Annotated in this window: 13 protein-coding genes; 8 read left to right on the forward strand and 5 right to left on the reverse strand. The window is 69.6% G+C overall.

From position 1 onward, the window contains the following. The first annotated feature begins 155 nt into the window (after positions 1–155). From AB0I34_RS43570 to AB0I34_RS43580, 3 genes are all read left to right on the forward strand, one after another. Positions 156–1,919: a proline--tRNA ligase gene (locus tag AB0I34_RS43570; RefSeq protein WP_360458445.1), complete on the forward strand. Its 1,764-nt coding sequence runs from the start codon at positions 156–158 to the stop codon at positions 1,917–1,919. 58 nt (positions 1,920–1,977) lie between these two features. Further along, positions 1,978–2,397 carry an HIT domain-containing protein gene (locus tag AB0I34_RS43575; RefSeq protein ID WP_360458448.1) on the forward strand — a complete coding sequence of 140 codons (420 nt, stop codon included), beginning with the start codon at positions 1,978–1,980 and terminating at the stop codon, positions 2,395–2,397. Positions 2,398–2,493: 96 nt separating this feature from the next. Continuing rightward, positions 2,494–3,867, forward strand: a complete 1,374-nt coding sequence (locus AB0I34_RS43580) for an FAD-binding protein (RefSeq protein WP_360458451.1) — start codon at positions 2,494–2,496, stop codon at positions 3,865–3,867. Here the strand turns inward: AB0I34_RS43580 and AB0I34_RS43585 are convergent. From AB0I34_RS43585 to AB0I34_RS43595, 3 genes are read right to left on the reverse strand one after another with little or no spacing between them, the layout of a single operon-like run. After that, on the reverse strand, positions 3,857–5,095 hold the full coding sequence (locus tag AB0I34_RS43585) for a DUF6596 domain-containing protein (protein WP_360458454.1): 1,239 nt from the start codon (positions 5,093–5,095) through the stop codon (positions 3,857–3,859). The genes AB0I34_RS43580 and AB0I34_RS43585 overlap by 11 nt on opposite strands. After that, the gene (locus AB0I34_RS43590) at positions 5,092–5,484 is read right to left on the reverse strand and encodes a YciI family protein (RefSeq protein ID WP_360458457.1); all 393 of its coding nucleotides are present in this window, start codon (positions 5,482–5,484) and stop codon (positions 5,092–5,094) included. Before AB0I34_RS43590 ends, AB0I34_RS43585 begins: the two co-directional genes overlap by 4 nt. Before the next feature lie 25 nt (positions 5,485–5,509). Next, the gene (locus AB0I34_RS43595) at positions 5,510–6,307 is read right to left on the reverse strand and encodes a GNAT family N-acetyltransferase (protein WP_360458460.1); all 798 of its coding nucleotides are present in this window, start codon (positions 6,305–6,307) and stop codon (positions 5,510–5,512) included. A 118-nt stretch (positions 6,308–6,425) separates the two neighbouring features. Here AB0I34_RS43595 and AB0I34_RS43600 point away from each other — a divergent pair, with 118 nt between their 5' ends. Further along, positions 6,426–7,202 carry a TSUP family transporter gene (locus tag AB0I34_RS43600; RefSeq protein ID WP_360458463.1) on the forward strand — a complete coding sequence of 259 codons (777 nt, stop codon included), beginning with the start codon at positions 6,426–6,428 and terminating at the stop codon, positions 7,200–7,202. 8 nt (positions 7,203–7,210) lie between these two features. On the opposite strand, the gene AB0I34_RS43605 is transcribed toward AB0I34_RS43600, so the two are convergent. Next, positions 7,211–7,699: a GAF domain-containing protein gene (locus tag AB0I34_RS43605; RefSeq protein ID WP_360458466.1), complete on the reverse strand. Its 489-nt coding sequence runs from the start codon at positions 7,697–7,699 to the stop codon at positions 7,211–7,213. Positions 7,700–7,764: 65 nt separating this feature from the next. Between AB0I34_RS43605 and AB0I34_RS43610 the strand changes: the two genes are divergently transcribed. Next, positions 7,765–8,526: a class I SAM-dependent methyltransferase gene (locus tag AB0I34_RS43610; protein WP_360458469.1), complete on the forward strand. Its 762-nt coding sequence runs from the start codon at positions 7,765–7,767 to the stop codon at positions 8,524–8,526. Positions 8,527–8,530: 4 nt separating this feature from the next. Here the strand turns inward: AB0I34_RS43610 and AB0I34_RS43615 are convergent, their stop codons facing one another. After that, entirely contained in the window at positions 8,531–9,436 is a 906-nt protein-coding gene (locus AB0I34_RS43615) for a MerR family transcriptional regulator (RefSeq protein ID WP_360458472.1), read from the reverse strand. Between the two features lie 101 nt (positions 9,437–9,537). Here AB0I34_RS43615 and AB0I34_RS43620 point away from each other — a divergent pair, with 101 nt between their 5' ends. From AB0I34_RS43620 to AB0I34_RS43630, 3 genes are read left to right on the forward strand one after another with little or no spacing between them, the layout of a single operon-like run. Continuing rightward, positions 9,538–9,909 carry a hypothetical protein gene (locus AB0I34_RS43620; RefSeq protein ID WP_360458475.1) on the forward strand — a complete coding sequence of 124 codons (372 nt, stop codon included), beginning with the start codon at positions 9,538–9,540 and terminating at the stop codon, positions 9,907–9,909. After that, positions 9,906–11,168: an FAD-dependent oxidoreductase gene (locus AB0I34_RS43625; protein ID WP_360458477.1), complete on the forward strand. Its 1,263-nt coding sequence runs from the start codon at positions 9,906–9,908 to the stop codon at positions 11,166–11,168. The genes AB0I34_RS43620 and AB0I34_RS43625 overlap by 4 nt, the downstream gene beginning before the upstream one ends. Then, positions 11,165–11,917: a DUF1365 domain-containing protein gene (locus AB0I34_RS43630; RefSeq protein WP_360458480.1), complete on the forward strand. Its 753-nt coding sequence runs from the start codon at positions 11,165–11,167 to the stop codon at positions 11,915–11,917. Before AB0I34_RS43625 ends, AB0I34_RS43630 begins: the two co-directional genes overlap by 4 nt. The last annotated feature ends 100 nt before the right edge of the window (positions 11,918–12,017 follow it).

Genomic DNA, 12,017 nt, shown 5'->3' on the forward strand with positions numbered 1-12,017 from the left:
GTGCCGTCGTTGAAGGATGCCAATGCGTGTACGGCGGTGATTGCCGGCCCGTCGATGCCGGCTTGATAACGTGGTGAGAGCACTGTCCCGGGGCGGATATCCTCTGAGACGTCCGTTGTTCCGTTCGTCCCTTCGTAGTGCTTTTGGAGACTCCCGTGATTCTGCGTATGTCGTCGATGTTCCTCCGCACCCTTCGCGAGGACCCGGCGGACGCGGAGGTCCCGAGCCACAAGCTGCTCGTCCGCGCCGGGTACATCCGGCGGACCGCGCCCGGCATCTACACCTGGCTGCCGCTGGGTCTGCGAGTGCTGCGCAACGTCGAGCGGATCGTGCGCGAGGAGATGGACGCGATCGGCGCCCAGGAGTTGGTGTTCCCCGCGCTGCTGCCCCGCGAGCCCTACGAGGCGACCGGCCGCTGGACCGAGTACGGGCCGAACATCTTCCGGCTGAAGGACCGCAAGGGCGCCGACATGCTGCTCGGGCCGACGCACGAGGAGATGTTCACGCTGGTCGTGAAGGAGCTCTACTCGTCGTACAAGGATCTGCCGCTGTCGATCTACCAGATCCAGAACAAGTACCGCGACGAGGCTCGGCCGCGGGCTGGTGTGCTGCGCGGGCGCGAGTTCGTGATGAAGGACTCCTACTCCTTCGACATCGACGACGACGGTCTCGCTGCGTCGTACGAGCTGCACCGCAAGGCGTACATCAACATCTTCGACCGGCTCGGGTTCGACTACGTGATCGTCAAGGCGATGTCGGGCGCCATGGGCGGGTCGCGGTCGGAGGAGTTCCTCGCGATCGCGGAGAACGGTGAGGACACCTTCGTCCGCTCGCCGGGTGGGTACGCCGCCAACGTCGAGGCAGTCGTGGTCCCGCAGGCCGAGGCCGTGGACGCGTCGGCTGTGCCGGCGGCCGAGGTGGTCGACACTCCGGACACGCCCACCATCGACACGCTCGTCGACGCGATGAACGCGAAGCACGCCCGCGGCGACGGCCGGGCCTGGACCGCCGCGGACACGCTCAAGAACGTGCTCGTCATGCTGGTGCACCCCGACGGGTCCCGTGAGCCGCTGGCCATCGGCGTGCCCGGCGACCGGGCGATCGACGAGAAGCGGCTCGGCGCGCAGCTCGAGCCCGCCGAGGTGGCCGCCTTCGAGGAGTCGGACTTCGAGAAGCACCCCTCGCTGGCGAAGGGCTACATCGGTCCTGGCGTGCTCGGTGCGGACAACACCTCCGGCATCCGGTACCTGCTCGACCCTCGGATCGCCGAGGGATCGGCGTGGGTGACGGGTGCGGACAAGCCCGGCTTCCACGTGATGGACCTGGTGCACGGCCGCGACTTCACCGCCGACGGCACGATCCAGGCCGCCGAGGTGCGCGACGGTGATCCGGCGCCCGACGGTTCGGGTCCGCTGGAGTCGGCGCGCGGGATCGAGATGGGTCACATCTTCCAGCTCGGCCGGAAGTACGCCGAGGCGCTGGACCTGAAGGTGCTGGACCAGAACGGCAAGCTCGTCACCGTGACGATGGGGTCGTACGGCGTCGGTGTCACCCGCGCGGTGGCTGCGATCGCCGAGGGGAACCACGACGAGCTCGGTCTGGTCTGGCCCCGCGAGATCGCTCCCGCCGACGTCCACCTCGTTGCCACCGGCAAGGATTCCGAGGTGTTCACGAAGGCGGCCGAGATCGCCGCCGAGCTGGAGTCCCGCGGCCTGTCGGTCATGTACGACGACCGCGAGAAGGTGTCGCCGGGCGTGAAGTTCAAGGACGCCGAGCTGATCGGTGTCCCCACGATCGCCGTGGTGGGCAAGGGCCTCGTGGACGGCACCATCGAGGTCAAGGACCGCCGTACGGGCGAGCGCGCCGACATCCCGGTCGCCGAGGTCGTCGATCACCTGGTCGCCACCGTCCGCAGCTGATCCACCACCTGCCCCGCTCCCACCGGAGCGGGGCAGGTGTTTCTTCCGGGAGTGACGTGTGGACGATTCCTGCGTGTTCTGCGGCATCCTGGCCGGACGGTTGCCGGCGCGATTCGTGTACCAGGACGACCATACGGCTGCCTTTCTGACCATCGGCCCGCTCCGGGTCGGGCACACGCTCGTCGTCCCGCGGCAGCATGTGCCTGACCTCAGCGCCGCGGCCGCTCCTGAGGCGGTGTCGGCGATCGGACCGGCGCTGCACGAGACCACGCGGATTCTGTCGAGTCGCCTGGGCGCGGACGGGATCAGCCTGTCGCAGGCCAACGGGGCCGCGGCGGGCCAGGAGGTCTTTCATCTGCACTTCCACCTGATCCCGCGGTGGGAGGGGGACCGGCAGCTGAGGGACTGGTTCGCGGACGAGACCGCGAAGGACAGGCTGGACGAGACACACCAGCTCCTGGTCGATGCCGGGAGCTGAAAATTCTTTGCTGATCGATGTCGAGGAACGAAGGTTCGCTCCGATCCCTGGAGGAGACGCCCACGAGGGGCGTCTGTGATCCACGAGGGGCGAACGATGACGAATACTCCTGCGGTTCGGGCGACGCGCGGGATCGAGACCCTGCGGGCCGCGGTGACCGGCGAAGTCCTGACCGAAGGCGATACCGGCTACCAGACAGCGGATCGCACACTCACCAGACAAGGGCGGCCGGCGGTCGTCGTTCGGTGCGCGAGCGCCGCCGACGTCGCCGCCGCACTCGAGTACGCCGAAGCCCACGACCTCGCGGTGTCGGTGCGGAGCGGCGGCCACCACATGGCCGGGTTCGGCACCAACGACGGCGGTGTGGTGATCGACGTCAGGCCGCTGGACGAGGTGACGCTCCTCACCGACGGGCCTGGCCATCGAGCCACGTTCCGAGTCGGCACCGGCGCGACCTGGGGCACGGTCGCGGCGTACCTCGCGAAGACCGGCCACGCGATCTCGTCCGGCGATACGGCCGGCGTCGGAGTCGGCGGGCTGATGGCCGGTGGCGGCATCGGCTGGATGGTACGCCGGCACGGCCTGGCCATCGACAGTGTCCAGGCGGCCGAGGTGGTGACCGCGGACGGCTCGGTCCACCGCGTCGACGCGACCGACGAGCCGGAACTGTTCTGGGGCCTGCGCGGCGCGGCCGGGGGTCTCGGCGTCGTCACGTCGTACGACCTCAGCGCCGTACAGCAGCCGACGGTGCTCTTCGGTAGTCTGCTGTTTCCGTGGACGCAGGCGGACCAGGTGCTGTCCGGTTGGGCGGAGCACATGGCGGTCGCTCCGGACGAGCTGACGTCCTCGGTCCAGCTTCCGCCGACGATGATCGCGGATCGCCAGGCTCCGGTCGCCATCAAGGTGTGTGTGGCCGGCGATGCGGCCGGGCGAGAAGAGATCCTGGCTCCGTTGCGCAGTCTCGGCACAGTTCTGACGGACACAGTGACGGAGGTGCCCTACGCGCAGGTGCTGGCGGACGAGGCGATGCCTCCGGGCTGGACGCCGCGGAACCGCAACGGGCTGTTCGACGCGTGGTCGCCGGACCTGGGCGAGCGGTTGGCCGCCGCCCGTCTGCGGCTGCCGGCGATGGCAGTGGAGGTCCGGGCGCTCGGCGGCGCGTTCGGAAGGGTCCCTGGCGACGCCACCGCCTTCGCTCATCGCGATGCGCGGTTCATGGTCAACGCCGTACTGATCGGCTCGACTGAGCTGCACGGAGCCCAGATCGAGGGATTCGAAGGGCTCTGGGACGAGCTGTTGCCGGAGGGCGCGTACCTGAACTTCCTGTCGGACCCGACGGCGGCCGACCTCGACCGTTGCTACCCGGGACCGCATCGAGCCCGGCTCGCGGCGCTGAAGCACGCGGTTGATCCGGCTGATGTCTTCCGGACCGCCCTGACCGTGCCTCCGGCCGGCGCGCTCAGGGGGTGAGGCGGGTGATGCGCTCGCGGAGATAGTTCTGCTCCGCGGTGTTGCGGGTGCGGTCGAGCGCGGCGAGATAGTGCTCACGGGCCAGATCCGGCCGCCCGGCAAGTTCCTGGAGATGCGCGAGCACCGACAACCGGCGGTGGTGATCACCGAGATACCGGTCGCCGGCGAGGCCTTCGACGAGGTCGATCCCTGCCTGCGGACCCTCGGTCATCGCCACCGCGACGGCGGAGCCGAGCGTCACCATCGGGCCCGGATCGACCTCGGCCAGGATCCGGTACAACCCGGCGATCTGCTCCCAGTCGGTGGTCTCGACGGAGTCGGCCTCGCTGTGTACGGCGGCGATCGCCGCCTCGAGCTGGTACGGGCCGACGGGTCCCGAGGTCAGCGCCGCCTCGACGAGCGCGGTGCCCTCGGCGATCTCGTCGGCGTGCCAGCGGGAGCGGTCCTGCCGGTCGGCCGGGACGAGGTCACCGCCAGGACCGGTCCGGGCGTCACGCCGTGCATGCGTGAGGATCATCAAGGCCAGCAGGCCAGTCACCTCATCTGCGCCGGGAGTGGCCGGGCGCAGCATGCGAGTGATGCGGAGTGCCTCTGCCGCCAGGTCCAGCCGCTGCAGGTTGTCGCCGGCGCTCGCGGTGTGTCCCTCGTTGAAGATCAGATAGAGCACATGCAGTACGGCGCGCAGACGTTCGTCGTACTCCTGCCCGCTGGGCAGCTCGAAGCGTGCGCCGGATTCCTTGATCGTTCGCTTGGCCCGGCTGATCCGCTGCGCCACGATCGTCTCGCCGACCAGGAGCGCGGCGGCCACCTCGGCTGTCGTCAGCCCACCGACGGACCTCAGCGTCAGCGCGATCTGCGACGCCGGCGTCAAGGCCGGATGGCAGCACAGGACGAGCAGCCGCAGCGTGTCGTCGGTGTCCGGAACATGGTCCTCCTCCACCGCCGGTGTCCGGAGATGGTCGTTGACCTCACGCTGCCGCCGGGCGTTGTCCCGTCGCCAGCCGTCCATCAGGCGGCGGGTCGCGACGCTGACCAGCCATCCCACCGGCTTCTCCGGTACGCCGTTCGCCCGCCACTGAACGAACGCCTCCAGCAGCGCCTCCTGAACGGCGTCCTCGCACTGGTCGAACGTCCCGTAGCGCCGGAGCAGGGAGGCCAGTGCCTTCGGTGCTCCGGCGCGGATCGCGGATTCGAGGTCTGCGTCGGGGATGCCGTGCGTGGAGCTCACCGCTCCCGGGACAGCTCGGCGAGATCCTGGTCGTCGAGCTCCCGCACCGGGCGGACCTCGATCGGCAGCAGGGCCGCGAACGGAATGCCGGCCGCGATCTCCAGCGCCCGGTCCGTCGAGGCGCACTCGACCATGAGCGCTCCGGCGAGGAACTCCTTGGTCTCCAGGAACGGCCGGTCCGAGATCACCGGCGTCCCCGCCGTCACCTTGACGGACTTGGTCTCCGACGGAGGCGCGAGGGCGAGGATCGTCAGCAGTTCCCCGTTCTCCCGCAGTGCACGCACCTGGTCGAGCAGGACGTCACGACCACCGATGAGCTCGAGCCTCTTCTCGGGGCTCAGCCCGTCCAGTGCTTCGGGGTTGTTGTGGATCAGCAGCAAGAACTTCACGCCGCCATTGTCCCGCGCCGACCGGTCACGGCCGGACCCAGACCGTCCAGCGTTCGAGGCGGAGGTAGCCGAGGCGTTGGTAGACGGGCTGGCCGTTGTCGGAGGCGATCAGTACGGCGGGCTGGTCGTGGTGCTTGGTCGCGGCCCAGGTGATCGCCGCACCGGCGCCGCGACCGCGGGCCGCGGGCATCACCGCGACGTTCTCGACGATGGTGACACCGGCCGCGCTGTGTGCCGTCGACGTCGCGAGCGGTACGTCGCCGTCGTACCCGACCCAGACCGTGGATCCCTCGAGGAACGACGCGTCGTACATGCAGCCGGACCGGAACGGTTGCAGCTCGGGGAGGGGGTAGCCCTCGATCAGCACGCGTTCGGCTTCTGCGAGTCCCGCGGCGTCGGTGACCTGGCGGATGTCGACGTCCGTGGTCGGCGGGACGATCTCGGTCGTCGGGAGGTGGACCATGAGGGGCGGATGGCCCGCGAGGGCGAGGCCGTGCTCGCGCAGGTCGCGGGTCGGCCAGGGGCTGACGAACAGGTACGGCACGTTGTTCGGCAGCTGCCGGGCCGCATCGAGGATCACCTCGGCCGGATCGACCGGCTGCTTCTGGATGACCCAGTTCATCATCGGGCCGCTGTCTCCGAGGACGCTGCCGGCCCAGCTGTCGCCGTCGTACCAGGGCTTGCCTGCTCGCCGAGCGGCGTCGGTCGCCCACGAAGCGTGCGCGAGCACGGCCTGCCGGACGAGCGAGTCGGCGGGAGCGAGGTCCGGCTCCCAGCCGGTGGCGAGCGCTTCGCCTTCGGGCGGCAGGATCGAGGACGCCATCCGCCTACTCTGGCACCGCCGCAGTGGTTTGTCTCTCATTCCCCGCGGTAAGGGTTGAGCGGTACAACGCCCTTACCTGATCATCGGTCCGTGAAGCTCTTCCGCCCGCGGTGGCGCCGTGCCTGACGTCTCGTTGTGGACCCTGGTCTTCCTGGTGGTCGCGGCCTTCTCGGCCGGCTGGATCGACGCTGTGGTCGGGGGCGGCGGCCTGCTGCAACTGCCCGCGATGCTGCTCGGCCTGCCGAACGCGTCGCCCGCGCAGATCCTGTCGACCAACAAGATCTCGTCGTTGTGCGGTACGGCGACCAGCGCGGTCACGTTCGGTGTGAAGGTGCGGCCCGATCGCCGGACCGTACTGCCGCTCGCCGTTCTGGCCGGTCTGGGTTCAGCGGCCGGAGCACTGGTCGCGACGGAGATCCCGATGACGTGGTTCAAGCCGATCGTGCTGGTGCTGCTGATCGGCGTCGCCATCTACACCGCGGTGAAGCCATCACTCGGAGCGCGTACGGCGTTGCGCTTCGACGGCCGCGACCACTACCTCGCCGCGAGCGGAGTCGGCGTACTGATCGGCTTCTACGACGGCGCGGTCGGTCCGGGCACCGGGTCGTTCCTGATCTTCGCGCTGGTCGGCTTCCTCGGCTACAACTTCCTTCAGGCCAGCGCCAAGGCCAAGATCGCGAACGTCGCCACGAACCTCGGCGCGATCATCATCTTCGCGCTGCACGGCGCACCGCTGTGGCAACTCGGCCTGATCATGGGCGCCGCGAACATGCTCGGCGGCCTCCTCGGCGCCCGGACCGCGGTCGCCCGCGGCAGCCGCTTCGTCCGCGTCATCTTCCTGGTCGTCGTCTCAGCCCTCATCCTGCGTCTGGCGTACGACGTCTTCCTCGGCTGACGACGGCGTCAGTGCTTGCTGAACGTCGGCGCCCACGGAGCGTCGTCCAAGCCGATGCGATGGATCGCCTTCGCGGCGTCGTCGGCCAGGGTCTGCAAGCCGTCGATCTCGTCCGGCGAGGCGTGGTAGCGCCGCGACCAATAGGCACCGATCGCCGCCACCGGGGTCGGGGAACCGACCGGGACCATCACCAGGCTGCGGACGAACGTCGGTGTGTACGCCTCCAGCGGGATGCGTTCGTCGACGGCGATATCGGGGACGACCGCGATCTCGTCGTGCAGCATCGCCCAGCCGCTGACGCAGGAAGTGATCGGGAAGCGCTGGCCCTTCCACAGCGGCGCGATCGAATCCTCGTCCGCGTAGAAGCAGCGGTCGTGCTCGCGCAGTACGAAGGTCGCTCCCTGGGCGCCGCTGCGTCGCCGGGCCTCCTGCCGGACCACGTCCCCGACCTCGGCGAGCGTCTCGGCCGCGTCGAGATCGGCCATCAGGTCCGTCATGGCCTCAGTGTGCGCCGCCGCCGCTGTCCCGCACCAGCGATCCCCGAAAGGCTTAGGGTCGAAACATGGTCGACTACGACGGTCGTTTGAGCAGCGTGTACACCGCCGGACGCGGGATGTCACCAGGGGAGGTGCAGCGGTGGACCGCAGCCATCGCGGCGTACCTGCCGGAGGAGCGTCCGCTGACGTTCCTCGACCTGGGCAGCGGGACCGGCCGGCTCACCCCGGGTCTTGCCGAGGTGTTCCAGGGGCCCGTGTACGGCGTGGAGCCGTCGGACCGGATGCGGGAGATCGCCGCGGAGACGGCCGCCCACCCGGCCGTCACCTACCTCAAGGGCGGTGCGGAGGACATTCCGTTGCCTGAGGCATCGGTTAACGGAGTGCTGATGTTCCTGTCCTTCCACCACTACCGCGACCAGCAGAAGGCGCTCGCCGAGGTCCACCGCGTGCTCGAGCCCGGGGGAGTGGCGTTCCTGCGCAGCCAGTTCTCCGACCAGATGCCGGACCTGTTCTGGTACGACTACTTCCCGTCCGCCCGCGAGGTCGACGCCGCCATGTACCGATCGGTCGACGAGTGCAGAACGCTCGCCCACGCGGCCGGCCTCCTTGCCGCCGACGCCCCCGTCTGGGTCAGCACCGAAAACCCGCGGACGTTCCGCGAGGCCGCCGAACGCCTCAGCCACCGCGCCTTCTCGACCTTCGAACACCTCCCCGAGGACGAACTCGACCAGGGCTTCGCCCGGCTCGCCGCCGACGCGGACCAGGACCCCGACCGCCGGCTGCCCGTCCACCCGGCCGCAATGCTCATCCTCCGACGTCCACGATGATCAGTCACGACGGAGCTTGAGATCGCGCCAGGCGCACAGCCTCGGTGACTGGGTCGCCCGCCAGCAGCTGGGCCCCGACCTCGTCGGAGATGGCCTGACTCGCTCCGGCGCCGGCCAGCGCGACCGGCGCCGCTGAGGCGAGCTCGCGCAGTTCTGCGACGATCGCTGTCAGGCGTTCCGGGACGGCTGCGGCGAGAACGATCTCGGCCGGCGTGGTGTCCGCTGCGATCCGGAGCAGGTCGGTGATCGGGGTGTTGGCGCCGAGATAGCGGATCCGCCAGCCGTTGCGGGCGAGCACGATCCCGAACACCATCAGCGCCAAGTCGTGGTGCTCGTCCGGCGGGCACGCCAGCACGGCGAGCGGTCCCTGTCCACCGCCCCAGCCCCGGGCCAGCCCGGCGAGCCGTCCGCGGATCACGTGGCTCGCGAAGTGCTCCTGGCCGATCCCGGCCTCGCCCCGGGCGACGCGTTCGCCCAGATCGTGCAGATAGGGAATCACGACGTCGCGGAGCACGGTCTCGACCGTGAATTCGTTCAGCAGTTGGTCCAGCGGTCCGTGGGCGCCGGGCTCGTCCATGGCGTCGAGGGCGGCACCGAAGGCTGCCGCGGCGCCGTCCATGGCCGCTGGGTTCGCCGGTACCGCGCGCACCTCCGGCAGCCCTGTTCCGGGGGGCAGTTCGTCGGCCAGGGCCACGCGGGCCGCCTGTGCCGCGGACAGGCCATTGGCGAGTTCCGCCTGCATCCGCAGTACACGGCGCTCGTCGTGCTCGGAGTACAACCGGAAGCCGCCGGCCGACCGCACCGGAGAGAGCAGTCCGTACCGGTTCTCCCACGCGCGCAGCACATGGTCGCTGACGCCGACCCGGCGGCTCAGCTCACCGATCCGGAGCAGCCCCGGTACCGAATCCATGGCAGAGACTCTACAGCTCTTAGACAGACATTAGACAGAGCTGGCTCACTCCTCTACGATCCCTAGACATACCTTAGACAAACTCGGACGAAGGGTCGCCGATGAGAGTTCAGCTCCTGCCACGTCTCCTGGGACTGCTCACGCTCGGGTACGGCGCCTACACGGCCGTCCGCCCGGAGTCTCTCGTCCGTGCCGCGGGCCTGGCCGACGAGCGGCCGATCGACCGGTCCGGGCGGGTGCTCGGCACGGTGATCGGGGTCCGGGACGTCTTGTCGGGCACGGCCATGCTCATCGCACCGGCGGGCCGGCCGCTGCAGGCGGCGGTCATCGCACGGGTGGCGTGCGACCTCACCGACGTCGCTGGTTTCGGTCTCGCCGGATCGCCGCGATCGCGCGGCAAAGTGGTCGGCATCGCCGGGGCATGGGGCCTGTTGTGCGCCGCCGCCTTCCCGGCCTCCCGGGTCCGCCGATGACCCGTACGGTCGCGGTCGTCGGAGCCGGCGTATCCGGCCTGACCGCGGCGTACCTGCTGTCTCGGGCGTACGACGTCAGTCTGCTCGAGGCCGAGCCTCGACTCGGCGGCCACGCGAACACCCGAACAGTCATGGACGCTGCCGGCGTGCCACTGGCGATCGACACCGGCTTCATCGTGCACAACGACCGTACCTACCCCTTGCTGCGCAGACTCTTCGGAGACCTCGGCATCGCGACCCGTCCGACCGAGATGAGCATGAGCATCAGCGATCGCACCACGGGCATCGAGTACGCCGGTGGTCGTGGCGCCGCCGGGGTCTTCGCCCAGCGCCGCCGGATCGCCGACCCGCGGTTTCTCGGTGTCCTCGGCCAGGTCGGCCGATTCCACCGGAGGGCTGCTGCGTTCCTGGCCGCGACCGGTCCGGCAGACCTGACCAGCTTCGGCGAGTTCCTCGACGCCGAGCGCTTCTCGTCAGAGTTCCGCCGGCTGTATGCCGTACCGCTGGTGTCGTGTGTCTGGTCCACGGGGGCCCAGACCTCGCTGCAGTATCCGGCCCGCTATCTGTTCCGCTTTCTCGAGCGGCACGGCATGTTGACGTTCGCGGGCTCGCCGCAGTGGTCGACGGTGGTCGGTGGCTCGCGGACCTATGTGGACGCGATCGCCGACCGGCTCGAGCGGATCCGGGTCGGCAGGCCGATCCGGGCGATCACCCGGGGACCCGACGAGGTGCGACTGACGGACGCCGACGGTACGACGAGCTTCTTCGACAGGATCGTCATCGCCACCCACGCGGACACGGCACTGGAGTTGCTGGCCGACGCGGCTCCGGTGGAGAAGGAAGTCCTCTCCGCCTTCAGTTACTCACGCAACGAGACGGTCCTCCACACCGATGCCTCGTTGCTTCCGCGGACGGCGCGAGCGCGGGCATCGTGGAACTTCCTGACCCCCGAGGGTGCCGACGGCGATCGGCCCCCGGTGGTCAGCTACTGGATGAACCGCCTGCAAGGTCTGGACAGCGACACACAGTTCCTGGTCACGCTGAACGCCCGCGAGCAGATCGACCCGGCCGCAGTACTCGCGGTGATGGACTACCGCCATCCGGCCTACGATCCGGCCGCGGTCGCTGCGCAGAGCATGCTCCCTGCCTTGTCCACCGACCGCACCGCCTTCGCCGGTGCGTACCACGGCTGGGGCTTCCATGAGGATGGTTGCCGCTCGGGGGTCGCGGCCGCTGCCGCGTTCGGGGTCGAGTGGTGACAGCTCTCAGCGATCTGCCGACGTTGCCGGCACTCGTGGTCGGACAGGTCCGGCACGGCCGGCGGATCCCGATCCGGCACGCGTTCCGGCACCGCGCGTACCTGTGGCTCGTGGACCTGGACCACCTGCCGCAGTACCCGCCCTGGCTGCGGCCACTGGCCGGGTTCGATGCTCGCGAGCATCTGGGCGGCGGATCGGCCGGGATCAAGTCCGTTGTCCGGCGCTATCTGGGTCAACAGGGCATCGTCCTGGAACCCGGCGATCGCGTCGTGATGCTGACGAACGCGAGGTTCCTCGGGTACGTCTTCAACCCGCTCACCGTGTTCTGGTGCTTCGCCGCCGACGGCTCGCCCCGGTGTGTGGTGACCGAGGTGCACAACACCTACGGCGAACGACATGCCTATCTGCTCCGACCCGGGGCGGACGGTACGGCCAAGGTCGGCAAGGAGTTCTACGTGTCGCCGTTCAACGACGTCTCCGGTCAGTACACGTTCCGCTTCGCGGTCTCGCCGGAGCGCCTGTCGATCTCGATCACCCTGCGTCGCCAGGACCGGCCGGTCTTCGAGGCCGGCTTCGGCGGCCGGATCCGCCCGGCGACGACCGCGGCGGTGGTCAGGGCAGCCCTCCGCCTGCCGGCGATGCCGCAGCGTGTCTCGGTCTTGATCCGCGCGCACGGGATCTGGCTGTGGCTCCGACGGCTGCCGGTCGTGTCCCGGCCCGTCCACCATCCACCGGAGGGATTCCGATGACTTCAATCACCACCTCGCGGGTCCACGATCTGCCAGGCCCGCTACGTCCCCGGGCCTGGCTCACCCGGGCTCTGGTCGACCGGATCCTGTCCGGTCTGCC

It is taken from the genome of Kribbella sp. NPDC050281 (assembly GCF_040655855.1).
In the GTDB taxonomy this organism is placed as follows: domain Bacteria; phylum Actinomycetota; class Actinomycetes; order Propionibacteriales; family Kribbellaceae; genus Kribbella.